25 protein-coding genes and 2 tRNA genes are annotated in these 26,484 nt (G+C 40.9%); 14 read left to right on the top strand and 13 right to left on the bottom strand.

What is annotated here, in order from left to right; all coding sequences use genetic code 11:
• From dndD to AC3KVK_RS08825, 4 genes are all read right to left on the bottom strand, one after another.
• Positions 1-1,992 (bottom strand): DNA sulfur modification protein DndD, encoded by a 1,992-nt coding sequence (gene dndD, locus AC3KVK_RS08840; RefSeq protein WP_490311900.1) that lies wholly within the window; start codon positions 1,990-1,992, stop codon positions 1-3.
• Positions 1,989-3,614 (bottom strand): DNA phosphorothioation system sulfurtransferase DndC, encoded by a 1,626-nt coding sequence (locus AC3KVK_RS08835; protein ID WP_490311901.1) that lies wholly within the window; start codon positions 3,612-3,614, stop codon positions 1,989-1,991. The genes dndD and AC3KVK_RS08835 overlap by 4 nt, the downstream gene beginning before the upstream one ends.
• Positions 3,611-4,696: a DNA sulfur modification protein DndB gene (gene dndB, locus AC3KVK_RS08830; protein WP_490311902.1), complete on the bottom strand. Its 1,086-nt coding sequence runs from the start codon at positions 4,694-4,696 to the stop codon at positions 3,611-3,613. The genes AC3KVK_RS08835 and dndB overlap by 4 nt, the downstream gene beginning before the upstream one ends.
• Before the next feature lie 119 nt (positions 4,697-4,815).
• Positions 4,816-6,858: a DNA phosphorothioation-associated putative methyltransferase gene (locus AC3KVK_RS08825; protein WP_490311903.1), complete on the bottom strand. Its 2,043-nt coding sequence runs from the start codon at positions 6,856-6,858 to the stop codon at positions 4,816-4,818.
• A gap of 381 nt (positions 6,859-7,239) precedes the next feature.
• On the opposite strand from AC3KVK_RS08825, the gene AC3KVK_RS08820 reads away from it, so the two are divergent.
• The 3 genes from AC3KVK_RS08820 (at position 7,240) to AC3KVK_RS08810 (ending at position 10,376) form a co-directional block, all read left to right on the top strand.
• A complete protein-coding gene (locus AC3KVK_RS08820) occupies positions 7,240-8,151 on the top strand; it encodes a YeeE/YedE thiosulfate transporter family protein (protein WP_490311904.1) in 912 nt (303 codons plus the stop codon).
• Between the two features lie 294 nt (positions 8,152-8,445).
• Complete coding sequence (locus AC3KVK_RS08815) at positions 8,446-9,324, top strand: nuclease-related domain-containing protein (protein ID WP_490311905.1); 879 nt, start codon at positions 8,446-8,448, stop codon at positions 9,322-9,324.
• An 11-nt stretch (positions 9,325-9,335) separates the two neighbouring features.
• Positions 9,336-10,376 carry a hypothetical protein gene (locus AC3KVK_RS08810; protein WP_490311906.1) on the top strand — a complete coding sequence of 347 codons (1,041 nt, stop codon included), beginning with the start codon at positions 9,336-9,338 and terminating at the stop codon, positions 10,374-10,376.
• Positions 10,377-10,450: 74 nt separating this feature from the next.
• On the opposite strand, the gene AC3KVK_RS08805 is transcribed toward AC3KVK_RS08810, so the two are convergent.
• The 3 genes from AC3KVK_RS08805 to AC3KVK_RS08795 all read right to left on the bottom strand — a co-directional run bounded on the left by AC3KVK_RS08805 (position 10,451) and on the right by AC3KVK_RS08795 (position 11,474).
• Positions 10,451-10,813 (bottom strand): hypothetical protein, encoded by a 363-nt coding sequence (locus AC3KVK_RS08805; RefSeq protein WP_490311907.1) that lies wholly within the window; start codon positions 10,811-10,813, stop codon positions 10,451-10,453.
• A gap of 315 nt (positions 10,814-11,128) precedes the next feature.
• Positions 11,129-11,308 (bottom strand): hypothetical protein, encoded by a 180-nt coding sequence (locus tag AC3KVK_RS08800; protein WP_490311908.1) that lies wholly within the window; start codon positions 11,306-11,308, stop codon positions 11,129-11,131.
• Positions 11,309-11,318: 10 nt separating this feature from the next.
• Positions 11,319-11,474, bottom strand: coding sequence for a hypothetical protein (locus AC3KVK_RS08795; protein WP_490311909.1), 156 nt, complete (start codon positions 11,472-11,474; stop codon positions 11,319-11,321).
• A gap of 254 nt (positions 11,475-11,728) precedes the next feature.
• Here AC3KVK_RS08795 and AC3KVK_RS08790 point away from each other — a divergent pair, with 254 nt between their 5' ends.
• Positions 11,729-12,937, top strand: coding sequence for an erythromycin esterase family protein (locus tag AC3KVK_RS08790; RefSeq protein WP_490311910.1), 1,209 nt, complete (start codon positions 11,729-11,731; stop codon positions 12,935-12,937).
• Between the two features lie 141 nt (positions 12,938-13,078).
• Here AC3KVK_RS08790 and AC3KVK_RS08785 read toward each other — a convergent pair whose 3' ends face one another.
• Together AC3KVK_RS08785 and AC3KVK_RS08780 are read right to left on the bottom strand one after the other, a co-directional pair.
• The gene (locus AC3KVK_RS08785) at positions 13,079-13,219 is read right to left on the bottom strand and encodes a hypothetical protein (RefSeq protein WP_490311911.1); all 141 of its coding nucleotides are present in this window, start codon (positions 13,217-13,219) and stop codon (positions 13,079-13,081) included.
• A gap of 187 nt (positions 13,220-13,406) precedes the next feature.
• Complete coding sequence (locus tag AC3KVK_RS08780; protein WP_490311912.1) at positions 13,407-14,087, bottom strand: hypothetical protein; 681 nt, start codon at positions 14,085-14,087, stop codon at positions 13,407-13,409.
• Between the two features lie 277 nt (positions 14,088-14,364).
• On the opposite strand from AC3KVK_RS08780, the gene AC3KVK_RS08775 reads away from it, so the two are divergent.
• Genes AC3KVK_RS08775 through AC3KVK_RS08765 form a run of 3 tightly spaced genes read left to right on the top strand, consistent with a single transcriptional unit; the run spans position 14,365 to position 15,878 of the window.
• The gene (locus AC3KVK_RS08775; RefSeq protein ID WP_490311913.1) at positions 14,365-14,886 is read left to right on the top strand and encodes a DUF2589 domain-containing protein; all 522 of its coding nucleotides are present in this window, start codon (positions 14,365-14,367) and stop codon (positions 14,884-14,886) included.
• 38 nt (positions 14,887-14,924) lie between these two features.
• On the top strand, positions 14,925-15,623 hold the full coding sequence (locus AC3KVK_RS08770; RefSeq protein ID WP_490311914.1) for a DUF2589 domain-containing protein: 699 nt from the start codon (positions 14,925-14,927) through the stop codon (positions 15,621-15,623).
• Between the two features lie 27 nt (positions 15,624-15,650).
• On the top strand, positions 15,651-15,878 hold the full coding sequence (locus AC3KVK_RS08765) for a hypothetical protein (RefSeq protein WP_490311915.1): 228 nt from the start codon (positions 15,651-15,653) through the stop codon (positions 15,876-15,878).
• Positions 15,879-16,028: 150 nt separating this feature from the next.
• Here the strand turns inward: AC3KVK_RS08765 and AC3KVK_RS08760 are convergent, their stop codons facing one another.
• Entirely contained in the window at positions 16,029-16,169 is a 141-nt protein-coding gene (locus AC3KVK_RS08760; protein ID WP_490311916.1) for a hypothetical protein, read from the bottom strand.
• Between the two features lie 457 nt (positions 16,170-16,626).
• On the opposite strand from AC3KVK_RS08760, the gene lodA reads away from it, so the two are divergent.
• Both lodA and lodB read left to right on the top strand, forming a co-directional pair.
• Positions 16,627-18,861: a CTQ-dependent lysine 6-oxidase LodA gene (gene lodA / locus AC3KVK_RS08755; RefSeq protein WP_490311917.1), complete on the top strand. Its 2,235-nt coding sequence runs from the start codon at positions 16,627-16,629 to the stop codon at positions 18,859-18,861.
• A gap of 2 nt (positions 18,862-18,863) precedes the next feature.
• A complete protein-coding gene (lodB, locus tag AC3KVK_RS08750) occupies positions 18,864-19,970 on the top strand; it encodes a lysine-epsilon-oxidase maturase LodB (RefSeq protein WP_490311918.1) in 1,107 nt (368 codons plus the stop codon).
• Positions 19,971-20,086: 116 nt separating this feature from the next.
• Here the strand turns inward: lodB and AC3KVK_RS08745 are convergent, their stop codons facing one another.
• The gene (locus AC3KVK_RS08745; RefSeq protein WP_490311919.1) at positions 20,087-20,227 is read right to left on the bottom strand and encodes a hypothetical protein; all 141 of its coding nucleotides are present in this window, start codon (positions 20,225-20,227) and stop codon (positions 20,087-20,089) included.
• Between the two features lie 335 nt (positions 20,228-20,562).
• Here AC3KVK_RS08745 and AC3KVK_RS08740 point away from each other — a divergent pair, with 335 nt between their 5' ends.
• From AC3KVK_RS08740 to AC3KVK_RS08720, 5 genes are all read left to right on the top strand, one after another.
• Positions 20,563-21,375 (top strand): DUF6671 family protein, encoded by an 813-nt coding sequence (locus tag AC3KVK_RS08740; RefSeq protein WP_490311920.1) that lies wholly within the window; start codon positions 20,563-20,565, stop codon positions 21,373-21,375.
• Complete coding sequence (locus tag AC3KVK_RS08735) at positions 21,372-22,343, top strand: L-threonylcarbamoyladenylate synthase (RefSeq protein ID WP_490311921.1); 972 nt, start codon at positions 21,372-21,374, stop codon at positions 22,341-22,343. The genes AC3KVK_RS08740 and AC3KVK_RS08735 overlap by 4 nt, the downstream gene beginning before the upstream one ends.
• A gap of 113 nt (positions 22,344-22,456) precedes the next feature.
• Positions 22,457-23,110, top strand: coding sequence for an HAD-IB family hydrolase (locus AC3KVK_RS08730; protein WP_490311922.1), 654 nt, complete (start codon positions 22,457-22,459; stop codon positions 23,108-23,110).
• Positions 23,111-23,435: 325 nt separating this feature from the next.
• Positions 23,436-24,545 carry a hypothetical protein gene (locus tag AC3KVK_RS08725; RefSeq protein WP_490311923.1) on the top strand — a complete coding sequence of 370 codons (1,110 nt, stop codon included), beginning with the start codon at positions 23,436-23,438 and terminating at the stop codon, positions 24,543-24,545.
• Between the two features lie 191 nt (positions 24,546-24,736).
• Positions 24,737-25,981: a DEAD/DEAH box helicase gene (locus tag AC3KVK_RS08720; RefSeq protein WP_490311924.1), complete on the top strand. Its 1,245-nt coding sequence runs from the start codon at positions 24,737-24,739 to the stop codon at positions 25,979-25,981.
• A gap of 262 nt (positions 25,982-26,243) precedes the next feature.
• Here AC3KVK_RS08720 and AC3KVK_RS08715 read toward each other — a convergent pair.
• Together AC3KVK_RS08715 and AC3KVK_RS08710 are read right to left on the bottom strand one after the other, a co-directional pair.
• Positions 26,244-26,320, bottom strand: a tRNA-Val gene (locus AC3KVK_RS08715).
• A 26-nt stretch (positions 26,321-26,346) separates the two neighbouring features.
• Positions 26,347-26,423: transfer RNA gene (locus AC3KVK_RS08710), tRNA-Val, on the bottom strand.
• Positions 26,424-26,484: the final 61 nt, after the last annotated feature.

The raw sequence follows: 26,484 nt of genomic DNA, 5'->3' as shown, positions 1-26,484 counted from the left end.
TTATATAGCCTCCTGTGCAAGCTCTGCCCAAAAGTAACCTTCTCGCAGAGTTGAACAATTAGTATGTTGGTTAAATTCAATCTCGAACGCGTGAGACACTTTATGCTCAATAGCTTGGTAAAAATCTTCGTCTACTTCGGTATCGGTTGAAAGCAGTATTACTTGTTCGCTGGCCTCTGGGAAGTAGTGCCTAATAAGTTTATCGCGGTGCTTTGAATCTAAACGTCCAAGTGGCGTATCTACTACCACTGGCAGTACTTTACCCGAAAGCTTGCCAAGTGCTTCTAAAATAGCGAAGGCAAATATTTGTTTTTCACCTGCCGACATTGATTTACGGTTAATAATAACGCCTTCGGCATCGACTAGGTTTACGTCAAAGCTGTTTGGGTCTATTTTAGCTGAAAGTTTTAAATCTTCTTTACGGGCAAGCTTACGGTATGCTTTTACAAATAGCTCTTCTAATTGCGTTACACGCAGCTCTGTAAGGGCGTGTTTAAAGTCTTGCAATACATATTGGCTTAGCTCAACACGCTCAACGGCTTTATCGGCTGAGTGGTTGTTTTTAAGCTTGGCGTAGTCTTTCTCTAGGCGTTTAGCTAGCTCTAACTCTTTAGCTTTAAACTCTTTAGCTTTTAATAGTTCGCTTATGTACTCTTTGCTTGTAGCATCGCGTTGCTTTTCAAGTTCGCGCAGCGATGTATATAACTCATGTAAGTCGGCAGCATCGGGGGCACGCTCAATATTAATTGAAAGTGAGCTTAATTTATTTTGTGTTTGAGTAAGCGCTGTCGATAGCTCTTTTATTAACGCTTGCGACTGCGAAGCCTCTGTAACTTGTGCGTTTATAAGTGCAAATTCAGAGTCTGAAATATCAAGTTTTGGCTCGGCAAGCGCGGTTTGATTTACAAGCTGACCAAAGTAACTATTTACAGTTGCCATTATATCGCTGCTTTGGGCATCAAACTTTTGATTAAGCGCATTTTCAAGATTAGGTAGCGCTTGTACTAGCTCGTTACCAAATGCTTTGGCTTGCTTGATTTTTTGATCGCTGGTTAGCTGTTCAATTAAATTTTGCATAGCTGTTGGCGCAAGTGCCATTGGTAGGCTGCCGCTTAGCTCTTGGCGTATTTTAGCGGTTAGCTCTTTTTCAAGTTCAATAAGCTCAGAGGCTTGTGCTTGCTCTTGATCTTTGGTTTTAGCCCATGCGCCACCTTGGGCTTGTATTTCGTGCTCTTTGGCGGCTATTTTGTTTTTAAGCTCGGTTAATTGTGCACCAATGCTGTCGGCTTTATCCATTGTAGCATTTACTTGTTGTGTAATTTTCTTTTTTTGATCTTCTGCGGCTTTAATCTTTTTAAGCGTGTCTTTATCGGCAGTTTCTGCGCCTAGGCCTTTTAGGTAAATATCAAGGTCGTTGCTGAGGCGGTTTATAATATCGATGCCAAGCAGCTTTTGTACGGCCTCTTTTAAGTAAGAGCCGGTATCATCTTCTGCTAACTCAGCTATTTTTTCACCATCAAAAAAGAATAAATCGCCAATACCCGGCGGGACGATTTCATGCAAAAAAGCTTGTACTTGCTCTGAGTTTAATGAGGAATCTTGTTCGCCATTAATAGTCAAAAAGACTTGCTCGTCACCTTCAAGTCGCCACTTACGGGTTACTTCGTATAGGTTATGTATGCCTTGGTGAGTATGGGTAAAGCTAAGGGTTATACTGCCCTCGGCATCTTTATTGGCTTTGGTAGCTGTTTTATTAGTTTGCTCGTTTAAGTAGCTGAGGTAATCTTTTTTAGTGATTACAGCACCTAACGCACGCTTACCTAATAAGGCTAAACGAATAGCAGTAAGAATAGAGGTTTTACCTGCACCGTTTAAGCCCCCAAATAAAATAATAGGGCGCTCAAACATGCCTACTTTACGCGGGTTTAAATCTATAGTCGTTTGGCCGTTAAAAACTCGAAAGTTATTTAGGGTCAGTGTTTTAAAAATCATTCTATGCCCTCAGCTTTGAGCAATGCAGTAATTTGTTTTAGGTCGTCTTCTAGCGCTTTTACTTCGTTACTTTGGCGCATTTGGCTCTGACGAATATCTAAATTAGAGGCAATAATAGCTTCGGCGCTTTCCCAATCTTGCTGTATTAAGCGGCCAATACGATTAAAAATACCCGTGCGGCGGGCAAGGCCACTCATTTGAGTTTCAACGTCTATTAGCTTTTTAACCATTTGTGGCGATACGCCATGCTTAGGTGCAATGTCGTTAAGTAATTGACCTTCGGTTAAGCTAAATTGGTTAGAGTCGTCTATTGTCCAGTCGAGCTTTATGCCTAGCGCATCAAATACAATACCGGGAAGGGTATCGTCCCAATCAGGCTCGTTAGGATCGTTAAACCATTCGTGCCTTACTGCGTGTAATTCATCAACGGTAATTAGCTCTACATCACGGCCTTGGTCGTTAAATTGCTTTTGTATATTAAGCAGTAAACGCATGGCATGCTGGCGATATTTTAGTAAATACGGGCCTGTTGTGTAGTCGTCTGTTAGTACGCGCTCTTTGTCTTCTTTTAGGGTTTTAAACGCTAAACGGCCATCGCGACGAATATGGTTACGGTATTTCTTTTTAAGCTTAGGCGATGTACTACGCGATAAAATATTGCGATATTTGAGTAGTGGTGTCATCCACTGCTCGCCGTTTTGAATGAGGCTTTCCATTGCACGGTCGCGCGTTACTACGGTACATGTCCAACAACCAAAACGAGAGTTACCACACGATGGTGTGGTTTCGTCGATAACCATTGGGCACTCGCCTTGGCCTGATGAGTCTTTGTATAGGTTCCATAACACAAGGTTTTTACCACCCCATGGGTTTTCCCATTCGAGGTCGTACTTATCAAACCATTTGTTTTTAGTGCCGTATGGCGTTTCTTCGGTTTTTAAGTGGCAGAGACGTAGTATTTTCCAAACATCATCAACACTCCATGTATCAATCGGCGTGTAAATAAAAGCGTTGCTTAAAGTAGTGTGTACGGCGAGATCAGAGCCATCGATTTTGTGCTTTTTAATTACTTGCGCACGCGACGCGCTTTCTTGCGAGCGAGAGCCTAATACAACAATCACTTCGTCGTATTCACTTACGCGCTCTTTAATAAACGTACTAACAGGGTCGATTTTCATTCGCTCTGTACACCAGCGAAAGTTACGCGTTGGGGCAGGGTAGCCTTTACCTAGTAAATTAGCCCAAAACGTATTATTAGATTTAGGTACTACTTTATGTGAGGTTATTGGTAAGCCTTCGCGCTTTGCGCCTTCTTCAATAAGCTTTAAAGATTTATCGACGTGATCAACCACCATTGGTGTTTCTACTAAGGTGTCGGACGCGACGACAAAAACAGGCTTATGGCGGTCTTCAGGTTTTAAACCTAGTAATGCAAAGTAAATTAGAGTCATTACGGCAGATGAATCTTTGCCGCCACTGTAACCTAATACCCATGGTCGCTTATCGGCCATGTAAACTCGTTGAGTGTCGGCTACAAAGTCATGCAATTGACTACCTGCAAACGATTCGTTTTCGATAAATTCGATGTAGTCTTGTAGATCGTACTGATTTAATAATTTCATGCGTTTAAGTATTCATTCTCTTTTTGCACATCTTCTTTTGAAAGAGGAAGGCCTATTTCGCGTTTAATTTGCATACTGGTGAGGAAAATATTGCTCATTGCTTTAGATAATCTGCCGTGTTGCATCGCTCTATGTGCCCAAGCGGGATTACTTTTGAGCCAATTAATATCCGCTATTAACTTAAGTTTGCTTTGTTTTTCTGATTCACTCATTGCTAATAAGCTTCTACCAACTAGTGCAAGTGCTTGAAGACCAATTCCATGTGCTGAAATATATTCTTGCCTAAACTCAGCTGCAGAAAGCTGTTTGTTTTGAACTTGAATCCACTCAGGCATATGAATGTTAAGTGCTTCCCAAAAGTTAGCTGCAACTTGCCTTTCGTCTTCGTTAAAGCCTTCTTTGGTTCCTTTGCTAAGTAAAACACGGTTTGCTTGTTTAATACCGCTTAGGGTGAACAGTTTACTACTTTTAACGGCAATTGTAGAGCGTTCAAACTCGGTAAAGCCAGCAAAAGGTTTTGTATTTAAGGCTAAATAACGTGCAAGTTCAGACGCTTGGTCACGGTGATCGTACATGGTGCCAAGCGATGGGCTAGGGCGTACAGCGTATTTATTTAAATCGGCAAACATTTGTTGACTGCGCTCTAGACCTTCGTCTACAAAAAATAGTACGGCTATGTTGTCTTGACTGAGCTCAGGGCGCTCTTTTAAAGCTTCTTCAATAGCTGCGCGACGATGTTGCCCATCGTTAATTAAAATTTGTGCATCCATGGGAACTTTTAGGTTGCCAATGTTGCTATTTTTATCGACTTCAATAAAGTCAATTTCTGCGCCGATTGAGGCAGTAATAGCTGAAAATACATAGTCGTGAGGTGATTCAACTAAGTAACGTGCCATTTCAGGAATGCGACTTTTATTTAAAGTACGTTGTGCTCTAAGCTCAACGGGGACTTCTTCTTCGTCATACATGAATATTTTTGGTATGAGCCTTAAAGGGCAAGTTGCTATATAAAATGGTTTGCCAGCCTGCTGGCCTCGAACTGCGGGGAAGCTGTAACAATAATTGCTTTCAAGGTTGCTCATAAATTAGTCTCATCACGTGGGGTACGTAATATTATTACGTACCTTACGTGATAAATACAGGTTTTATTGTTCCGTTTTAATAAATAATGCATATTTATAACTAATAAATGAAGATTTCCTTAAACCTTATAAAATTTCCCATCCTTTAATTCAACTTTCCAAAAGTTAAATACTTTAAGCAGAATAGGCCAATTGGGCCATTCTGCTTTTTCAACACCTCTAAGCATATCAGCCAGTTTTTTATCAAACCTCTTCTGCTTTGCATATTCTTTGTTGTCTTTACTTAAATAATTAATTTTTGAGTACAAGGGTTGGTAAGGGTAGTCATCACCGTAAAAGAAAAAGTCGATATCAAGGTCGATTAAACGAATTTTGATTCGTTCCGTCAGTAATGGGAGCGGCTTAGAAAAATCGTCGTATTTAAGTAAGGTCAATTTACCTGAGCGCATATGGACTTTGATCAGGTCTATCTCATCTAAATCACCATACAGTTGTGCTGCACAGCCAACATATACCCTTATAACACTGGGCATTTTGTTCAGTAGTGATGCGGGAAAGATATAAGAGTGGTTATCGCTGAGAGTCCCAATATTAAATTGCTCAAAGGCATGGTAACAAGCTTGACCGATTAATATAGGTTGGTTAACGCTGAAGAGTAAGCTCTGTGCTTGGTCTAGTGCATCATTAAAACTATTAAATTGATTTTTAATGTCGCGGATTAACCTTGGTGGTAGATGGCTTTTGGCTTGACGCTTTCCAAATAAACTCAATGCAAAATAGACGAGTAAGTCTTGTTTTCGTTTTTGTTTTGCTTGTTCTAATTCTTCTAAGTTAAATAAGTCTGTTAATAGGTGAAAGGCTTTGTTGTGGCTGCCAAAATGTTTACGAATTTGTGTGCTCAGTTCAAATTCGTCGTTACTGGGTATTCGGCCATAGTGTAAGCAGTGTTGCCAGAATGTTTCGAGCAAAGGGGTGTGTTTTTCAATTAAACTTGGAGCTGCTTTTTTTGGGCTTTGATTTATTTTTGGCCTAACCGTGATATGTTGCCAATTTAAGCTGTTGTATTGTTTTTCGAGGTGATGTTGCTCTTCTAATTGTTTGTCTTTAAAAACGGCAATTATTCCTTGCCCTAACGTGATACTGTTTTGGCCTAGTATGGTTTCAATATACGTTTTAATTTGGCTCTGGCTAAAGTATTTTTGAAACGTATTCCATTTAGTAATCACACCGTCTTTAAAGGGCTTAAACTGCTCAAGCTTTGCTTCGTTAATGAGCATTACAGATACAACTAATAACTTATTCGCAAGTTGGAAAGCCTGAATTAAAGCATCTTTACGTTCGTTTTGGTCTTCAATCACATTGAGGACAAAGCCCAAATTCACAATGTCACTAGGATGTTTTTTACCGTCTGGTAAATGCACAGGATCCCAGCCTGTTATATCGAGCCCGTGCGCTTCGAGTTCTCTTAAATCATCTTGTAAACCGCAACCATAATCGAGAATAGAGTATTCACCATTGAGGTACCCATGCTTGGCGAGTCGTTGAAAAGGTGCTGATAAACGGTCACGATTAATCGCTGTGAGGTGGCGCTGAATTGTGTTTATTTGGTTGGAATCAGTTTTAGTACTAGCTGTTGTTATCGTATTTAATGGGTGTAGACGGCCTTTATCATCAAGCGAATGGCCTGACTTTTTAATTAATTTTTGCCAGTTTTGTTTAAAACCAATCGTTTTAGTATTTTGATATAAACCAATATCAACGCCTTCTTTTGTGATTGCTTTAAATAACTCAGTGTGAGGGTAAGTATCTAAAACAAACGTTTCTTTTCGATGCAAAATAGGTGGGTTATCTGAATTTGAATAATCAGTTTTTTTAAATCTCATTTCAACAAGATCAATCGTGATACTTTGCATTAGCTCTGGGTATGCGTAGCTGTCAAAATCAGGGTAATTCAGCAGGGTTAGTTTGTAGTCACGTTTATAAAATTTTATAAGGTTCCAAGGGCTGCTTAAATCGAGTAATAAAATAACTTTTTCTAAAAATTCAGATAGTTGCTTAGGTAGCGTGTGACTGAGCGCACTTTTATGAAGGTAAATAGCTGTAGGTAACTTTTTACCATGTTGTAGGCTTTTTACATGCGTTTTATATTCAGGGAAGTTCATGTTTATTGGTTTATTTGTCAAAATAATAAAAGAATACGCGGCCTCTTTTTTCGAATTTTAACTTGCCAGTTTCTCGTAAATGCATCAGCTTACAGCCGGTAATTTTAAGGTGAGCTTGTGTTTCTTTACTACTAAGCCATTGGCCATTTTTGTTGTTTTGCATTGGTCGTTACTTGCTTTCAAGTCTCGTAAGATTCTGTTTAAACTATCAATAATTGATAATAAAAGGAACCATTTAAAAACTTTGGCTCAGTTGAAAATTGTTCAAGCATTAGTATTAATAAACATTATTCATAAATAGTTCTCTAATTGTGTTGTACTTCAACAATTTTATAGAGAATAAACCATACTAAAAAATTATTTGAATACTGGGTATTTGTAATGCTGTTACTAATTATCAGTGGATCACTGATTTTTTCACTGGGGTATTTGGCACAAACATCGGGTTTATGTTTAGTGAGAGGTGTAAATGAGTTTCTATCTGGTAAGCCTCTTTTTTTATTAGCTATTTTATTTAGCGGGTCGTTTGTTTGGTTAACGATGCTATTCGCGACCAGTATGGGGCTTTCACTCAGCTTTATTTCAAATCAGCTTTCTATATTTTCTGCTGTTGGTGGTTTTTTGTTTGGTATTGGTGCGTGTATCAATAATGGTTGCGGTGTTTCTACTATTAGTAAATTAGCACGGGGTCACACGCAAATGTTAGCGACTGTGTTTGGATGGTTTATAGGTTGGGTGTTATTAGTCAAGTTTGTACCTAAAGCAAAGCATGTTTTGTTTACGGTTGATTATGGTTTTCATATTTTTATTTTGATGGCATTTAGCTTCTTGGCTGTTTTGTTACTGTGTTTTATGTCATCAGAGAACAGAAAAATATGGTTTATGATACTCACTATTGGCTTAATGGCGAGTGTAGTTTTTATGATTGAACCTCTGTGGACACCGAGTAGCTTTTTAAAAGACAGTTCCTTAGCTTTTTGGTCGAAAAGTGTTTCGAACTATCCATCATGGCAACGAATGGTTTTAATTGTGTCATTATTGCTAGGTATGGCGATCGCAGCGCTAAAAACTAAAACTTTCAGATTGATTATTTTGTCACGGCAAGAGTGTTTTTTTCATTTATTTGCTGGTATTTTAATGGGAATAGGTGCAGCGACAGCGAATGGCGGCAATGATAGTCAACTACTGTTGGGCCTACCTTCTTTGTCTCCTGCAGGATTTTCGACAGTAATTAGTATGTTACTCGGTATTATATTGACATTTAAACTTAAGGCGGTAATTAAAATGTCATAATAGTGACTTAATCCATAATTTTTTAATCAAGTAATTTGAACAAAATTTAAAGCACATAGAATTGTCAATCTAAAACATGGATTTTTCTTTTGATTATTAAATTAGCTTTTCAAGGGATATAATGGGGCTTTATATTCCGTTTGGAAACTGGTGTTATATTTTAATCGCAAACTCCCTCTTAATGACCTATCAATTCTCTAAAATCTGACAGATAGCATATAAAATATATCAAGTGGAAAACTCTATTATATGGTATAAAGTCCACATTTTTTATTTTATGTCGTAAAGGGAATTATGAGTAATTGGCTAGTCAATACTTTCATTTTTTTGAGCTTTGTCGGTGGAATATACCTTGTATTTGGTGTTTTATTTGCTCGTATATTTGTTCATAACCGAAAAAACCGCCTTCCGGTTGAACGCAGTCAACTAATCCGTATGCCTGCTCAGGCTCTTAATTCGCAAATTCAAGATACGTCAATAGAAGTGATGGGGCTGGCTGTGGGCATCACGGCACTTACGACTTCGCCTTTAGTGTTTGTTGGTTCTCAATATATTTCGTTTATGGAGCCCACTACTATATCGGTGATGATAGGAATTGGGCTTGGTGTGATTTATGGTTGTGTAAAAGCTTGGAAATATACAGATCAGCTTATCAAGCTAAAACTTGGTCGTGATGCAGAATTAGCAGTAGCCAGTAAACTAATGAAGTTACAATCTTCGGGTTACCAAGTTTTTCATGATGTTCAAGCTGATGGGTTTAATATTGATCATTTAGTGGTTGGGCCTAATGGTGTATTTGCAGTCGAAACCAAAGGGCGTCATAAACGTACCAACGATGCAAAAAACGGCCAGAAAGATTATGTAATGAGCTTTGAAAATAATCAGCTAAATTTTCCGTCTTGGTTTGAAAAAGAGCCGCTTGAACAAGCCGAACGCCAAGCTAAATGGGTGGCAACGTGGTTAAACAAAGCATGTAGTATATCACTTAATGTGATGCCTTTGCTTGTTTTTCCTGGATGGTTTGTAACTTTAAAATCTAAACCGCCTTTTCCTGTTGTTAATCATAAGCAATTAGAAAAAACAATCCCGACGCTGCGCGGTACACCGCTAGATCCTATGCAAATCAATGCAGTGTGTTATCAAGTCGTGCAACGTTGTTTAACTGGTAAATAAGTAGAATAAAAATGAAATGGACTTTGTTGTTTAGCCTAGTTGGGTTGTTGTTTAGTGGTACTGTACAGGCGGAGTATTCTCGTGCTCGTTGTGAATCAATTAAAAATGAGCGCGAGCAAATTAGAGCCCGCCAGCGTGCGGGTTATTCTGCAAGTGAAGGTGAGCGGCTTCGTAAGCGCGATGACTATTTGTTTATAGAGTTGTCGCGACATTGTTCAGGTCAGCGCTTTGCTGGGGCGTCGGGGGAGCCGAAGGGGCTGAGTTATAATCAACGCCAACAACAGCTGGCGTTGCAAGCGCAAAAAGACTGGGAAATCCTGAGCCAAAAATTTCCAGATATGTCTGCCAATAATGCCTTGTATGAAGGGAGTAAAGGCGATGCATGGCTGAGCTTTTTGGTGATTCCTGAAAAATGCAGAGTTAAAAATATTAGTTATGCCGACTTTGTTTGGTGTAGTGAAGACAAGCGGCAACAAAAAAGTCATTTTGAAACATTTTGGGCGGTAAATAGCGGTGCGTTAAGTTTTCCGCCTGTTCCGGTCAACCCGCTTAACGTATCTCTCAGTGGTGCGCATATTGGCAATGGCCAAATATTGACAACTCCTGAAAGCGTTACTGAGTCGCCACCTTGGTATGCGTTTTTTAATCTTATTAATAAACAGAATGTTAGCGACTACTGGCGTGAGTTTTTGGCGTTGGTTTTTGTCTATTGGTGGTTGGCTTTTATTGTGGTGTTTGCTTTTTGTTATGCGGTATTCAAACGCAACAAAAACAAACAGTACAAGCATAATCAGGTGATTGAGTTTCCTACGTCAGCATCGTTGCACTTATCGGCAGATACAACTTCAGCGGCCAAAACTGGGGCCGAAGCCATTCTTATCCAACCCATTGATGACGACAAAAAAGACGGCGTGCACGATAAAATCAGAATGAATTGCCCATTTTGTTTAGAAAAAGTGGTCGAAGAAATCAATATGCAAGCCCGAACCAAAACATTAACCTGTAGCGATGCGCCCATTTGTCGCTTTTCTAAAACAGAACCATTGAGTTGAGTGACCAAGCATGTTGTTACGTGATTGAGAGTGTCAATGTAAGGAGGCCTCGTGCACTAGGCCTCCATCATGTATTAGCCTTTGACTGATACACGCACAATGTAGTTATTGCCACTTGGGTTAGACACTTCATACGAAATGACATCTTCATTGGCGAACGTAAAGTGATGTTTACCAACTGCTGGGATATCTAAATGAATGTCGCCAATATCGATATTGTCGTTGGCAATCACAAAGCTTACATCTGCGCCACAGCCACGTGGGGCAATAAATACCGATGAATTACCCATCGCGAGTGTTTCTGAACAGTCCGGTTTAATAATGTCGCCGATTTCTATACCTGCGAAGGTTGCATCATCATTCACTTTTCCGACACTGGTAATTTTAATGTTGTTACTCGTAGAATTGAAAATTTGTAACGAAGCTGAAATAGCCATAATTATATTCCTTCAAAAAAATGCGTTAAATACGCTGGTTTGTTCCTTTGTTAGCGACTGTTGCTAACGTCATGAAGCTTAAGTGAGGAACCAGCGAATGTTATTACACCCCATTACAAAATAGGTACAAGTGATGTTGAGTGGGCTGCGTTGAGGGTGCTTGTATTGCTGTTTGTTAAGCGAGCAGGGGATCTGCTTTATTAATTCGAAATGATGATGCCTGAGGGACGTTTCAAACTAAAAAAAGCACCTAACTTGTTGGTTAAGTGCTTTTTATTCGAGTTTATGCGTTGCTTTAAATGGCATAGGCGCGCCTTATATGTTTTGTTGAGTCTGCTTACATTTAAATCCTTTGCTGTCGACGTGTTTAATCTGTTCTTTAGTTTTACAAGTTGTCTTGGCCATTTCTTGGTGATTGGCAAGGTTGTAGCCTTCGGCTAGGGTGCCAAGTGCAATCACGGTAAAAGTAATGCCCATAAGCGTGTTCACTTTCATGATGATCTCCTTAAGCTGTTTGTTGTAATTTATTGTCGATAATAATCGCTGCGGCAATTGAAGTGCCTAAGATTAATGCGCTTGCCATCCCCGCAATTAATAACCCACCTACCACTAAACCTGTTAACGCTGTTGCGATTGTAATGTCGATTTTAGATACGTTCATGTTGATGTTCCTTGTGTTTATTTTAATCTACCAAAGCTGTAATTGCCTTGCGTTGAGGTAACAATAGGTCACAAGCTGGCACGTGTTTTTAGTTAAGTGATGAATGGATAATTGCGGTGATTAAGGGCAATAATGAAGGATAAATTTGTTTGGCCTAAAGTTTTATTGAAAATACAAAAATAAGACTAAAGTCTCGAGGTACAAAATACGTTGCAAAGGTAGAGTATGGGCCTTAATTTTTATAGGGAACCATCATGAACGCTCATTTTAAACCGTTTGTAGCAAAGGCCAGTATTTTATTAGCTTGTGTTTTAACGTTACCAGTTACGGCTGAACCCGCTACACGACTGGCTGATAATAAAGCCGAACCGTTATACATGAGTTCTGGGATTGATGAAGCCGTGCAGATGCTAGCAAAAACGGCCGGAAAACATCAGTATGTGGCCCTGGGTGAGCAAAGTCACGGTGCGGGGAATGTATTTAGCTTTAAACGCGAGGTCGTTAAAACTTTACATCAAGATCATGGCTTTGATGTCTTAGCCCTCGAAAGTGGCCTGTTTGACGTCGATTGGCTGTATCGTCAATTTTTAACCCGACAACAATCCATTACTAAAAATGCGCCGGGTAATATTTTTTATATGTATGCCAATAGTGCAGAGTTAAAACCTTTGTTTGATTACATTGAGCGCTCTCATCAAACAAGTCGGCCTTTAAAATTAGTGGGGTTTGATTCGCAATTAACGGGGGGGATATCAGCCAAGTTTCTAGTCAGTGAATTACAGCAAGTGTTACCGCCATTTAATGAACAATTTAATCAGCAACAATGGCATACATTAGCTGAAACGATACAAAAAGTGCTTGAAATAAACAGTACCCAACCAGTAAATTCAGAGCAATTTTTTGCAGACTTTGATGCGTTGATCACCCATGCAGAAAAAATCGAACAACGGCCCGACTTTTGGCAGCGGGTGTTAGTGGGCTTAAAATCGCAGGCGCAACGTCAGTGGCAATTGGCCGATCCGCGAAGCCATGAAATGGGTCACAATTTGGTTTGGCTGGCTAAACAGCAGCCCAAAGCAAAAATGGTTATTTGGGCTCATACATTTCATATTCAAAAAGACCGCGCAAGCGAAACGGCCAATGCAGGGCAAGTGATGCTAGCTGAATTTGGTGAGCAATATTATGTTAGCCATTTTACCGGAGGAACGGGTGAGTATGTTGACTTTATTGATATGCAAACCAAAACCGTACCTGAATTTAAACAAGGCAGTGTTGAATATGCACTCAATAAGGCACAGTGTCAGGTCTGTGTAGTAAATGCGGAGCAATTAGCTCAAAAGCATAGTGATGATGAGGTGCTGTTTGTTAACTATCAATTAAGTGTGCCAGTGAGTACTGTCGCTCATAAGTGGGACACCCTCATTCATTTTGCATCTGTGACACCCTCTGTACAAAATCAATAATAAATGGGCTGACTGACAACTAAAAAAGCACTTAATCGGTTAGACTTAAGTGCTTTTTTATTCGCGCTGATCAGACTGCATAGGCGAAACCTTGTATTTTTTAATTAAAAAGTGTTTCTTGTGGTGTGCAGCTCTATGAGGTTAACGCGTTGCCAAAACCACGGCACCACCAACGACAGAGCCAATCACTAACGCGCTTGTCATGCCTGCTATTACTAAACCACCAACAACTACGCCTGTTAATACGGTTGCCATGCTGATATCAAAAATTGAATTGTTCATAATCTATGTCCTTTAAAAAGTGTATGTAGTGTGTGTTTGACTCAGTGTTTGCTGTGTCGTTGAGGTAACAATAGGTCAGATTATTGAGGGTGTTTTAACTTAAGTGATGAATGGATAATCGCGGTGATTAGGGGTCAATAAAAGGGAAGAGCAGAGCCAACCATTGACGGTTAACCCTGCAACAAACTTAAGATTGCGTTTCAACTTGGTTGTAGAAATCTTTCGCTTGGTTATACAGCTTTTCTGAGTGGGCTCGTTGGACTTTTGCTGAGCCTTTTAAACTATGAATAGTCGGCTTTATTGAGCTTAAATAGCCACCGACAATCGACTGCAAATCAGGCCAAACACGAGTACGCTGTTGTTTGGTTAAGCTGCTGGCCATCATATCTTGCCTAACAAATTCAAGGTGCTCGAGCATGAGGCTGTCAAATTCATCCACCATATTGATTAAATCTGTTAAGCGTTGTTGGTGCTCAAAATAATACTCGTCTTGGGTGAGGTTAAAACGCCTATTAGGATCTGACACCCACAGTGGGGCAGAGAGCTCAAGTAGTTGTAAGTTGCGGATAAACAGCTGATTAAGTGCAGTATCGTAAAGCGTCACTATGATTTGAAGCGTTTCGAGATCGGTATATTGTTCAAACTCAGTTTTTACGCGCTTTATTTCGGCCAAGGTTTTTTGTTGTTTCTCGTGAGATTGCACAGGATGCTGTACTTGGCTCATCAAATTATAATGATTAATCATCACATTGCGTAAATTAGCCGTATAACTTGAGATATGTTTCGCCTCAATTTGCGCGGTATTTACTTGGTCGCTACAGGCCATTACACACAGTAATGCAGTCGCGATTAAAAGGGATCTGAACATGGGGTTCCTTGTTGTTTTTTCGATGATTGTACCGAAAAAATCAATTAAAAACATGCTTCAGTTTTTGTTTTCTGTCATACAACCTGATTAATTTATGGTGTTCTCTTGTTTTAAATTTTGTTTCCTCAAGCGTTTTTAACAACAACTTTTAACGATTGCTGTAATACGGTGTAATATTTATTTTCTGTTTTAGGTACTAGGTTAAACCTTTAATAGCAAGGCATTGAGAGCAGGGCCTCAAGATGCCTAATGAGTATTGATTGAAAGGATTGAGAGCGTGATCAAATTTTCGGACTTAGTGTCTGCAATTCAAAATTCTGTTGAGTTAGCTGCATTTTCAGTGTCTCAGCAAAATTTCCAAACATTAATGACTTATTTCCATGTAGAAAAACAATCTCGTCAAGAGGCCGAGCATGCAGCCGAGCAAGATGCCGCGTTAAGTCCCGATGACTTTGTCAATTTGGTGCCCAAGTCGGTCAAGTTACAGTTTCCGACCGAAAATGCCGAAGGGGCGGCCACCCATGATGTACACGTGCCTTTAATTGCGTTGTCACCTGTAAATAATATTCAGCTGTCTGAAATGGAAATAGACATAGATATGGAGTTTATAGAAAAAGACGGCGATTTATTAGTGGGGTTTCCAAGTCATAAAAAGTCGATGTTTGGTTCGGGCAGCTCAACACAGGGTGCGCACAATGCCCGAGTCAAAATAAAGATTGCACCTGGAGGAAAACCAACAGGGGTAACAACCATTATTGAAGGTTACGAAAAAGTACTCCGTGCTCAAGTACCTAACTAACAATATCACACTCCATACCAACAAAGAGGAACGAACGTATGGCACAACAACTCTTATCAATGGCGCAGCAGTTTTCGGGCCTGCCAATGGGGGCGCTGATTGGCGGACCACTGATGTCGGCAGCTCAAGCAAACTCACAAATGGCAATGACTCAAGTTGAGTTTTTAATGACCACGTGTTTTAAAGAAGATACCACCAGTGAGCAAAAATCATTTCATCCAGTGATGATCAGTATGATATTAAAACGTGGTGTCATTACTCCGGCAACTCCTGCTGGAACAGGGGGGGCGTCACCAACGCAGCCTGTCGAGGCGCAACCAACAAGAATTGAAGAAGTCAGCACTGTATTTGAGCTTCCTCTGTTGACGATTGTGCCGCTTAATTCGTTAGCAGTAGACAGCGTCGATATCACCTTTGATATGGAAGTGAAATCGAGTTCAAGCCAAAACAACAGCAATGAAACTGCCAGTAGCACCCATGCTGGCGGAAAATTTACCGGGAGCGGGGGCTTTGGGCCATTTAAAGTGAGTATTTCTGGGAGCGTCTCGCACGATTCATCAAGTAGCACCAAACAAGACAGCCATTACAGTTCAAGTAATTCGGCCAAATATCATGTCGCAGTGCATGCGGGTCAATTGCCATTACCGAAAGGGGTGACCACGATTATTGATGCTTATGCTAAAAATGTGTCGCCCATTATGATGCCAACAGTCACATCGTCAGGTCAACCAACTTAGTTTGTCTATTCAGTATAAAAAGGAGAAATGATGATTACATCTATATCCTGTCCAGCTTGTAAAGTGGGGACAATTCCGATTGATGCGCGCTTGCTTGCCGCAGGGCAGTCTTTTTCGTGTGGGACCTGTTTTGCCTGTATTGGCGTGGCAGATGAAAGCAAAGAAGTGTTAGCGAAGGGCGTGAATGAGTTTTCGAATTTAAAAAATAAGCTCGACGGTATGAAAACCAAAGAGTCGAGTGTCGCCGAGATATAGTTAATCACTCGATGGCAAAGCGAAAACTAAAAAAGCACTTAATCGGTTAGATTTAAGTGCTTTTTTATTCGCGCTGATCAGACTGCATAGGCGAAACCTTGTATTTTTCTCAATTAAAAAGTGTTTTTTGTGGTGTACAGCTCTATGAGGTTAACGCGTTGCCAAAACCACGGCACCACCAACGACAGAGCCAATCACTAACGCGCTTGTCATGCCTGCTATTACTAAACCACCAACAACTGCGCCTGTTAATACGGTTGCCATGCTGATATCAAAAATTGAATTGTTCATAATCTATGTCCTTTAAAAAGTGTATGTAGTGTGTGTTTGACTCAGTGTTTGCTGTGTCGTTGAGGTAACAATAGGTCAGATTATTGAGGGTGTTTTTACTTAAGTGATGAATGGATAATCGCGGTGATTTACGGCAAATTTTAGAGCTGTTGAGTATTTTTAATGGGTGGTTTTAATCCAAGTGAGTAAGGTGGTTTAGCGTGTATGTTTATTACAGTCTATTACACCTTAGTGTGTTTATATTAAATTCCTACAAATTAAAATACTTATAAATCAATTTGTTGTATTTAATTGGTCGAGTAAATACTTAAATGTGTACAGCGGGAATACGCTTTGGTGGCCAATTATCAGGGTTGTTTCTATTTAATGGACTACACTTCGTTTTACGTTTATTTGTCCCTTTTTCATTTGGAATTGGGTCCCTCGTATAACCTGTTAATCAATCAAGGAAAAGACGATGAATCTAGCTATCCATCCCTCTGTGGGCGTCGCCCGATTAGGCAATAGTGAGCAACTCAAAAATAACGACAGTAGTGAATGTTTAAGCCCTGAGACAATCGGTGGTTTGCCGCTTGATCCTGAGACACTTTTACCTGTCACGTACTTTAAAGATAAGGCCGGACGAATTAAACGCCAAGGCCAAGTATTTAAGGTGTTTGATGGTAATACAGAAATAACGTTAGAGAATTCACAAATAGCTTCTATGGTGTGGACAGTCCATTTAGCAAATAAAAAAGCTGCCTGGTATCAATACAGTGAATTACAAGGAAACTTGCTTTATGGTCCTCAAAACAGCTATCAGGCAAGGCAAGTACCGCTTAGAAATGCCAACGAACCTAATCGTCAAAGTTTAATTATCGACCCAGGCCCACGCACAATTTCTGGTGCAAACGCGACGCCCATTGATTTTGATCGCAGCTCCGTTCCGGCTGATTACCAACATGCTTCTTTCCCATCAGATGAACCAAAGTATGGATCTGCGATTAAAACCTTGGGCACGTTGAAAACAGATAAAAAAGGGCGTTTAATCGTATTTGGTGGTTATGGTCATGCTGGTGGAGATGAAGCGTTAACCAGCTATGGTGGCTCAGATACTTGGCACGATGACACAGCCGATGGGCCGGTATATTGCCAAGTCAACTATACAGATGGTACGACAAAAACCCTTAAAGCGTGGGTGGTTGTAGGCTCGCCAGATTTTGCCCCAGAAATTGTCAATATTTCTAGCTTAGACGACACGTTTTTTGATATTGGGGTGCGCTATAAAAACCTAGCCCCCGATTTATTTGCAAATGGGCATTTTAATTTTGATTATATTGCCAACTATAAACGCGATATCTTGCCAATTATTGAGCGTATCAGTAATTATCAATGGGTTGCGAATGTGCAGTCTATGAGTGGGTTTTTTAGTTATCAATTTAATTTTGCCGATAACTCTGAGGCAAGTCGCGCTAAACGCCAAGCTTATTACGATTACTTCAGAAAGCCCGATCCTAAAATTGGCGCAGTCGAAAAACCACAAGAAAACCTCTTTAGCCATGCACATGGTGGAGAGTTACCTATGATGCCAATGAATTCAGGTAGTAATTCGGTCAGTAACACCACAGTCGAAAAATTTATGGCGCTTGATAACACGCAACTATTTTTACTAGGCCAGTGGGCGCAAGGCAAATTTGAAGATACACCTGAGCCAGCTGAATTTGCGGTGCATCCGTTAGATAAAGCCAGTGTGGGCAATTGTGTTGGTTTACCTATGTGTCCTGGGATCGAAGTCACGTGGAGTTTACAAAACCCCAATTTATATGAGTCTGCGTACGTGATCGCAGATGAAGGGGGATTAGGGGCGTATAACAAGAGCGGTTTAACACCTTCGCGAGATGAATGTGAAGGCGGAGGCTGCCAGCCAGGTGATTTAACTAAGCGCATGGCATGCCCGTGGCAAGCTGACTTTTTTCAATGTACTGTGCAATCTGTGAATTTCACTGAGCCTTCAATCAACAAAGCGACCTTGAAAACAGAACAAATCACTAAAACGACGCAAACTTGGCAGCTTAGTTTAGCAAAAGGGGATCAAGATTCTGTTGCGGTAAAAGCGAATCTAAACGCCTCGATTGCGACGGTAAACTCAGAGAATCAAAACGATTTAAATGAAGAAACCATCCAACTTGGCTCGACTGAGCAGGTAACACTGACCGAGACCACTTCAAAACCGCAACCGCTTACGCCAACTTATTATAGTTACTGGTGGCCACCACAAAGCCCTTGGGATGTTTTAACGGGCGAAACAACACAACTGGGTCAGGCGCAAAATAACCTGAGTGCGGGTCAGCAAGTCAATTATCAAAGAGGGATCAATAGCTTTACGCAAATGGTTGAACATTGGTCTGCATTAGCGTTTATTCGTAATAAGAATGCTCAAAACTCGGGTTTTCCATACTTTACTGAACAAGAACGAAACAATGAATTGTTCGAATACAAAGAAGTCACAACGAGCCAATTAACAGGAAACCCGAGTGATGATGGGACGTCGGTGCCTGTGTTCTTTATTAATGATAATCGGCAAGTAATTGAACAAAAAAGCGAAAAAGGAAAGTTAATGGTTGAGTACTTTTCTGAACGCGCTTTTTCGCCCATTAAAGTCTGTGCACAAGGCTTGGGCTTGCCTCGCTCTGGTACAACAGTAAGGCGTTAACAATGGAACAACATGAAGTCGATGTACTGATTGTTGGGGCGGGCCCTGCTGGGGCCGCCTGCGGGTTATCGTTACGCAATCATGCAAATAAAGAAGTGTTGATCATTGATAACAGTGATTTGCAACACACACGTGTTGGCGAACATGTTACTGCCAGTATTTTTGAATTTATGGATTACTTACAAGTGGCTGATATTCATCCTCAAAGTGAGTTTGTAAGCGAAAATTACGGCACAACAAGTTATTGGGGCAGTCAACATGCAAACGAGCACAGTAGTTTGTTTACCGCAGCAGGTGACACTTATCAATTACAGCGTTCAGAATTTGATACTAGGCTCTTGTACAATTTTGTTGAAGTCGGTGGCCACGTATTACTTGATTGCGCACAAATTAGTTTTGAACAACAAACTAATCACCATTGGTTAGTGCGAATGCAGCATAGTGTGCGCGGTGCGATTGAGATAAAAGCGCAATTTTTGGTTGATGCCAGTGGCAGAAATGCGCATGTGAGTAAATCCATCGGCATTGAGCGGCACAAAAAAGATGACTTGATTGGTGTTGGATGTTTTGTTGATGTGACAGGGCTTGATTTATCGCACGACCAATTGATTGAAACAACTGAATATGGTTGGTGGTACAGTGCAAACTTGCCTAATAACCAAGCTGTGGTCACGTTTTTTACTGATATGGATCTGGTTAAACGCCATCAATTAAACAAGCATGAAAAATGGAATCATGCCTTAGCCAGTACAACCTACATGAAAGGAAGGATCAGTGGTAGCCAAAGCCTGAGTGATAAATTGTGGCTGCGTAATGCAAGCTCTCAGTTGAGTGAAGGTCGAAACATTGACAATTTTGTCGCTGTTGGTGATGCAGCGGCGGCGTTTGATCCGATTTCTTCGATGGGGCTTGGGTTTGCGATGAGCTCAGCGTGCTTTGCTGCCAAAGCAATTGATGCAACGATGAAGCAGCAATCAACAGGCCCTTTGACTGTGTATCATCAAGATGTTGTGAAAAACTTCGAAAACTACCGCCAAATACATAAACAGGTGTACCAACAAGAGGTAAGGTGGCGACACGCTGATTTTTGGCAACGACGTTTTGCTTAAATTAAAAAAGCACGGTTCCAAATGGTACTGTGCTTTTTTATTCACGTTTGTAAAACTGCATAGGCGAGGCCTTTTGAGTTGAAATTTGATTTGGCCAGTTTTTTTAGCCAGCTGTATTAACGAGTTGCAAGTACTACCATGCCACCTACAATGGTGCCGACCACAAGAGCACTTGCCATACCTGCGATAACTAACCCACCAATTACTAATGCTGTTAAAGATGTTGCCAGTGTGATTTCTAATGTTGAAGTGTTCATAATGATATCCTTTTTACTCTTTTATAACGTTGTTTAAATTGGCTGTTTGCCGTGTCGTTGAAGTAACAATAGGACAGAATGCGTTGAGTGTTTTAGCTTAAGTGATGAGTGGTTGATTGCGGTGTTCGTGGGTCAATTGGCGTGATGGTCCATGTGCTCATGGCTTGAATAGGGGGTTGGCTAATCAAAATCATTTTGAACCAAAGATGGCCTGAATATTTGCTTTACATCATCAATGGGAATTAGCACAATAGCGCCTTTTTATACTTGTGGCCTGTCTGTCGTTGTGGCGGCGGGTTACCGTAACAGCCTGTTTATTTTTAGGTGGCGCACTTATGAGCTTTGATGATCGCATCGCATTGTTAACCTTACATGGTAAACTTGAGCAGATAGGGCCCGTATTTGCACAAAGGTTAGCGTCAACCGTTGTCTTAACTACTGAGTTTGATACCGACTCGTTGGGTAGTTTTACTGGGGAGCCACCTCGGTTAAAAAGCGCTAAAGAGTGCGCCTTTGAAAAAGCACTGTTAGCAATCGAACTAACGGGGTTAAACGCCGGACTAGGGAGTGAGGGGAGCTTTAGCCCCGGACCTTACGGATTTGGAACGTTTAATCGTGAATTAATTGCTTATGTAGATAGCAAAACCAGTCATCGCGTCATTGGCCAATTTACAGGTCCTATTTTGGTTAAAGGTATCGATGTAAAACAACTCGAAGAGGCGACAGCATTTTTGAGTGACGTGCCAAAAAATCAAGGTTTGGTATTACAATTAGCGGATCAGTTAAGCGAAGTTAAAAAAGGGCTGACAGTTGATGATGTGCAGAGTGAGCTTAGCCATTGGCTTGAACGAGGCACGGTAAAATTAAGCTATGACTTACGAGCGCATCAATGCCCGGCTCGTCAAGCGCATATCAGAAAAGCTGCGGAAAATTTAGTCGAGCGACTACTGTGCAAATGTCCGTCTTGCCAGTCACCAGGTTTTTGGCCTGATCGCTTTGAAACTGGCTTACCGTGCGAGTTGTGTCATACTGCGACCGATAAAATTAAAACCCGTATTTCGGAGTGTGGTCATTGTGACTATACCCAAATGAACTCTGTGGCTGAACCTTATGCTCAGCCAGATTTTTGCCCAAGGTGTAACCCATGAAAACCGTTTTATTATCTGCACAACAACCTGCTGACTTAGGCGAAGCAGCACGCTTGATTGAACAAGGTGAACTCGTTGCTGTGCCTACCGAAACCGTTTATGGCTTAGCAGCAGATGCGCGTAATCCGCAGGCTGTCGCAAAAATTTTCGAAGCGAAAGGGCGCCCAAAAAATCACCCGCTTATTGTGCACTTAGCCAGTGAAGATCAATTGCATGTTTGGGGACGTTCGGTCCCTGATGCGGCGTTAAAATTAGCCAAAGCGTTTTGGCCTGGACCACTGACTGTGTTGCTCAATAAAGCCGATGATGTCAATGATGTGGTCACTGGCGGTTTAAGCACGGTCGGATTGCGTGTGCCGGCCCACCCAGCGTTATTGGCGTTACTCAAAGAGCATAATTTAGCGATTGCGGCGCCGTCGGCCAATCCTTACAAAAAGCTAAGCCCCACTTGTGCTGAGCATGTGATGACAGGGTTAAATGGCAAGTTAGCAGCAGTACTGGACGGCGGAGATTGCGAGCATGGCCTCGAATCGACCATTGTTGATTTAACAAGTGATAATGTACAAGTGCTCAGAGCTGGCCCTATTTCAGCGCAAGAAATAAGCGCTGTGATTGGCCAACCAGTCACGCAGCCTAAAAAACATAATGTAGCGGTACCGGGCAACGTAAAAGCACACTATCAGCCCAATACCTTATTAAAAGTGATGACGACATCGCAGTTGAAAACAGCACTTAATACAGAGTCTCAATCAATTGTGGTGCTGATTTTGTCTGAATTTGAAGCAACAGAAAATGCGCGCATGATTGCGATGCCGAGCGATGCGAAGGAATACGGGCAGCGCTTGTTCCGTGAGCTTGCCGCTGCAGATGCGCTAGGTGTGAACGAAATTTGGTTAGAGCAACCACCCAGTGATGAACAGTGGGGAGCCGTCCACGACAGGCTAAGCCGCGCAGCCGCAGTGATTTAATCAACTCATTTTAAGTTTAAAAAGCACGTGCCTTACGGGTTCGTGCTTTTTTTGTTTTGAAAAGCCCATTTATTGAATTTAACGGTATGAGTGATGGGTTAGTTTGAGTTAGTATGGCGTTTTATCTTTTTAATCAATACATAATGACATCGGCGACACACAAACCAAACCTCGCATTATTTGATTTTGATGGCACCATTACTGAACGGGAAATGTTTAGTGTATTTTTGCGTTTTAGTGCGCCAACGTATCGTAAGTGGTTGGGTAACCTGATTGTACTGCCTTTTTATTTATTGTATCGACGAGGTTTATTTAGTCCGATTAAACTTCGAAAGCTGACGGCTTTTTTAGGTTTGGCTGGGCGGCGCTTTAGTGACGTTGATAAGATAGGTTGTCGTTTTTCTCACGAAGTGATCCCTCAATATCTGCGCGAGAACGCACTAGCTCAAATTCGTATGCATCAAACAAAAGGGGATGTTGTTGTGGTGGTGTCGGCCTCGCTTGATGTGTATTTGTCCCATTGGTGCAAGCAACATGGTTTACTTTTATTGTGCAATCAGGTCAAGGTTAAGCATGGTTTTGTTACGGGTCTGTTTAAACAAACAGATTGCAGCAATCAAGAAAAAGTAAATAAAGTTAAACAACTATTCGATTTAACCGATTTTTCGACAATTTATGCGTACGGCGATACAGAAGAAGATTTGGCCATGCTGGCGATTGCTGATGAAAAGTACATGAATTGGCAAAAAATAACCAATATAGATTAACTAAGACTGGAAAGTCCAGACAGCACTTAGTAAGAAATACCATCTAGAACACATCATACTTTAGTGGTGCTAATTAAAAATCGTAGCTGCGAAGAAGGTAAAATGATTTTGTTTCGCGGTAGGGTAATGTGCTTGTTTTATCTGCCTGTGGTCGGCTTTGTATCTGTCACTCTGTGCACGTACAGTAGTTGGCGTGCGCTTATATCTGTTTACTTTACGTCAATTCATTTTTATTGTGCATTGGGTGAATAACTGCTGAGTTTTCTTTATTGTATTCAACTGCTCATTATTGTTGCTTTTAAATTTTTAAAAAGGGCTTTATTTTATGGCAATTTCTAAAAATGCCCAAACACGTAAAAAATCTCGGCTAATGTGGTTCATGTTAGTGGTTATTTTGTTGGTCGTCTGTGTATTGGTCATACGCTTTCAATTTATTAAGTTTATGAGCACGCTTAATGGGCTATCTATTGAGTTAAGCTCTGTACAATCAATTGAATCCAAAAATGAAGAAAGTCATACTGAAGTCGAAAAAGCGAATTATGAAAAACCAAGTTTAGCTTCAAGGCCGCTAAAGCAACACATAACAGACTCTCAGCAAGAAAGTCATCGTTGTGATACTTCGGATTTTGCGCTTGAACAACAAACTAATTGGCAACAACAGATTGAAGCCTTAAATAGCAACTTTAAAGCGCATCAAATCGAGATTAATAATGATGTTAGTGTCACCCTTTATGCAAAAAATTTAAGCGCTGAGTTCGTAAAGGAACTGCAAGCAAGACTTTTTTACGTTTACGAGTTGTATAGCAGTCACTTTCATATCAGAGCAAAGCGCCAAATCAACTTAAAAATGATTATGCTGCCAGATCAAAGAACCTACGACTTTTTTGGTGCAATGTTTATCGACAATTATGTGCCAGGTACTAGCCAAGGGCTGTTTTTTCATGGCAGTGATTCTGCGTTTATCAAGTATCAAAATGATCAACAAGCGATGGAGACCACTATCCACGAAGCAATCCATGGTCTTAATTTTCATTTGATTGGTGTCATGCCGCGGGCAATCAATGAAGGCTTAGCTGAGCTGTTTTCATCTATGGTTAAAAGTGGTGCCCATCAAGCCACAATTGATTTTGACGAAACAAATGAACAGCTGTTGCAGTATGAAAGTTTCCAGACCATTGTAAACTCGCAAGAGCAATGGGACGCTAACGATACCTCGCGTTATTATATGAGTGGCAAACTATGGCTAACTTTTTTCTTTATGGAAGATAAAGGACTGTTATTACTCAGAGCTTTGCTTCGAGAAGAACGAAAAGAAACCTGTCGATTACTAGAAGAAGATGACATTTTAGCGTTAGTCATCGACTTTTATTTAAATTATGAAGTTGATTTTAAACTGTGGCTTAATCGCCACTTTTTAATCAAGGCTAACAGCTAAGGGAATTAACCTATAGCTAGTTGTGTGTAATAGGTTGAAAAGTTAGGATCTTCATCGTGTATAAAGATGTAGCAACAATGTCATACCGCACTTTAATGCAACTCGTTGGCTCTATCACAAATTATTAGGGTTTGTACTACTCAAACAGGCATAATAGCGCTCAGTATTGTTAGTAAAATTAAAGTGAACATATGTCATTTGACGCGTTAGGTTTAGGAAATGAGTTAGTACAAGCGGTTACAGAGCAAGGGTATACAATCCCGACCCCGATCCAGACGCAAGCAATACCTGCTGTGCTTAGTTTACGTGACGTCATGGCTGTGGCTAATACCGGCACTGGTAAAACGGCTGGTTTTACCTTGCCTTTGTTACAATTGTTATCAACGGGCTCTGCTCCTACCGCTAATTCTGTCCGTGCACTTATCCTGACGCCCACACGAGAACTCGCAGCTCAAGTTGCGAAAAGTGTGCAGTTGTACAGTAATTATTTGGCCATTCGTTCTGCGGTGGTGTTTGGTGGTGTCAGAATAGAGCCTCAAATCGCGCAGTTAGAAGCTGGTATCGATATATTGGTCGCGACGCCTGGCAGATTGATTGATTTGTATAATCAAAACGCCATTAACTTCGAGCAGCTTGAAGTGTTTGTATTAGATGAAGCCGATCGAATGTTGGACTTAGGCTTTATTGATGACATTAATCGTATCCAAACTTTATTGCCAAGTAAGCGACAAACCTTAATGTTTTCAGCAACGTTTTCTGATGAAATCAAAATGCTGACTAAAGACATGCTGATTAACCCACAGGTGATTGAGGTTAGCCCTGTAAACAGTCCGGTCGACACGGTTAAACAAACACTCTACGCGGTTGAGAAACCCAGAAAAACTGAAGTGTTGATATATTTGCTTAAGAAGTATCAATGGCGTCAAGTGTTGGTATTTAGTCGAACCAAACAGGGCGCTGATACGCTGGTAGAACAATTGAATCTAGTGGGGATCAACAGTGCATCTATCCATGCCAATCGAACCCAACATGCTCGCACTCATGCCCTTGAAGGATTTAAATCAGGTGACATTAAAGTGTTAGTTGCAACCGATATCGCCTCGCGCGGAATTGATGTAAACCAATTGCCTTGTGTCATTAATGTTGATTTACCTTATGTGCCTGAAGATTATGTTCACCGGATTGGCCGGACTGGCCGTGCTGGAACTGTTGGTCTAGCGATTTCATTATTCAGCAGCGATGAAACAAAGCAGTTAAATGCGATTGAGCGACTGATAGATCGAACTTTGCTGCGCGAAATTATTCCACAATTTGCACCCACGCCACCCTCTAAAAAATCCAGTAAACACGATGATGACGAGTATGGCAACTTCGAACCTAGTCCAGAGCCGCGTCAGCGCAGAGGTAAATCACAAAAGCGAAAGGGCAAAAGGTAATATCAAACTTACTGTAGGTAATTAGGTTAGTTAGGTTTAAATCAACAAGCTATTTTACTAATAATAATGAAGTTCTTGTTGCGGGGTGCACCCGCAGCTAAAAACGAAAAGGAATGATGCTGCTGGCCTGTATTAAGTAACAAAATGGATTGTTTGTTTCTCAAATATTAAATGAGTATTGCATTAGAATTGGAATGAAACGTTAGGTTTAACAGAATTTAGAATCAGACTTTAAATTTAGTAAAGGCAGTAATCAGGAATTTGGTACAACCGAGTGGATTCGAACCACCGACCCCTACCATGTCAAGGTAGTGCTCTAACCAACTGAGCTACGGTTGTATTGCAGGCTTTAACTCGTGAAGAGTTGGTACGACCGAGTGGATTCGAACCACCGACCCCTACCATGTCAAGGTAGTGCTCTAACCAACTGAGCTACGGTCGTACAATTGTTCATTTGTCTCGTGAACAGGTCGCTAATATATAGCGAGTTGTTATTGGGATCA

This window comes from Pseudoalteromonas sp. J2K-J979 (genome assembly GCF_058169715.2).
Note: the sequence above shows the minus strand (reverse complement) of the source record. Positions and strands in the feature narration are given on the sequence as shown.

Coding starts and splice junctions, on each gene's coding strand:
- dndD (WP_490311900.1), bottom strand. CDS start 1,992: ATGATTTTTAAAACACTGACCCTAAATAACTTTCGAGTTTTTAACGGC.
- AC3KVK_RS08835 (WP_490311901.1), bottom strand. CDS start 3,614: ATGAAATTATTAAATCAGTACGATCTACAAGACTACATCGAATTTATC.
- dndB (WP_490311902.1), bottom strand. CDS start 4,696: ATGAGCAACCTTGAAAGCAATTATTGTTACAGCTTCCCCGCAGTTCGA.
- AC3KVK_RS08825 (WP_490311903.1), bottom strand. CDS start 6,858: ATGAACTTCCCTGAATATAAAACGCATGTAAAAAGCCTACAACATGGT.
- AC3KVK_RS08820 (WP_490311904.1), top strand. CDS start 7,240: ATGCTGTTACTAATTATCAGTGGATCACTGATTTTTTCACTGGGGTAT.
- AC3KVK_RS08815 (WP_490311905.1), top strand. CDS start 8,446: ATGAGTAATTGGCTAGTCAATACTTTCATTTTTTTGAGCTTTGTCGGT.
- AC3KVK_RS08810 (WP_490311906.1), top strand. CDS start 9,336: ATGAAATGGACTTTGTTGTTTAGCCTAGTTGGGTTGTTGTTTAGTGGT.
- AC3KVK_RS08805 (WP_490311907.1), bottom strand. CDS start 10,813: ATGGCTATTTCAGCTTCGTTACAAATTTTCAATTCTACGAGTAACAAC.
- AC3KVK_RS08800 (WP_490311908.1), bottom strand. CDS start 11,308: ATGAAAGTGAACACGCTTATGGGCATTACTTTTACCGTGATTGCACTT.
- AC3KVK_RS08795 (WP_490311909.1), bottom strand. CDS start 11,474: ATGAACGTATCTAAAATCGACATTACAATCGCAACAGCGTTAACAGGT.
- AC3KVK_RS08790 (WP_490311910.1), top strand. CDS start 11,729: ATGAACGCTCATTTTAAACCGTTTGTAGCAAAGGCCAGTATTTTATTA.
- AC3KVK_RS08785 (WP_490311911.1), bottom strand. CDS start 13,219: ATGAACAATTCAATTTTTGATATCAGCATGGCAACCGTATTAACAGGC.
- AC3KVK_RS08780 (WP_490311912.1), bottom strand. CDS start 14,087: ATGTTCAGATCCCTTTTAATCGCGACTGCATTACTGTGTGTAATGGCC.
- AC3KVK_RS08770 (WP_490311914.1), top strand. CDS start 14,925: ATGGCACAACAACTCTTATCAATGGCGCAGCAGTTTTCGGGCCTGCCA.
- AC3KVK_RS08765 (WP_490311915.1), top strand. CDS start 15,651: ATGATGATTACATCTATATCCTGTCCAGCTTGTAAAGTGGGGACAATT.
- AC3KVK_RS08760 (WP_490311916.1), bottom strand. CDS start 16,169: ATGAACAATTCAATTTTTGATATCAGCATGGCAACCGTATTAACAGGC.
- lodA (WP_490311917.1), top strand. CDS start 16,627: ATGAATCTAGCTATCCATCCCTCTGTGGGCGTCGCCCGATTAGGCAAT.
- lodB (WP_490311918.1), top strand. CDS start 18,864: ATGGAACAACATGAAGTCGATGTACTGATTGTTGGGGCGGGCCCTGCT.
- AC3KVK_RS08745 (WP_490311919.1), bottom strand. CDS start 20,227: ATGAACACTTCAACATTAGAAATCACACTGGCAACATCTTTAACAGCA.
- AC3KVK_RS08740 (WP_490311920.1), top strand. CDS start 20,563: ATGAGCTTTGATGATCGCATCGCATTGTTAACCTTACATGGTAAACTT.
- AC3KVK_RS08735 (WP_490311921.1), top strand. CDS start 21,372: ATGAAAACCGTTTTATTATCTGCACAACAACCTGCTGACTTAGGCGAA.
- AC3KVK_RS08730 (WP_490311922.1), top strand. CDS start 22,457: ATGGCGTTTTATCTTTTTAATCAATACATAATGACATCGGCGACACAC.
- AC3KVK_RS08725 (WP_490311923.1), top strand. CDS start 23,436: ATGGCAATTTCTAAAAATGCCCAAACACGTAAAAAATCTCGGCTAATG.
- AC3KVK_RS08720 (WP_490311924.1), top strand. CDS start 24,737: ATGTCATTTGACGCGTTAGGTTTAGGAAATGAGTTAGTACAAGCGGTT.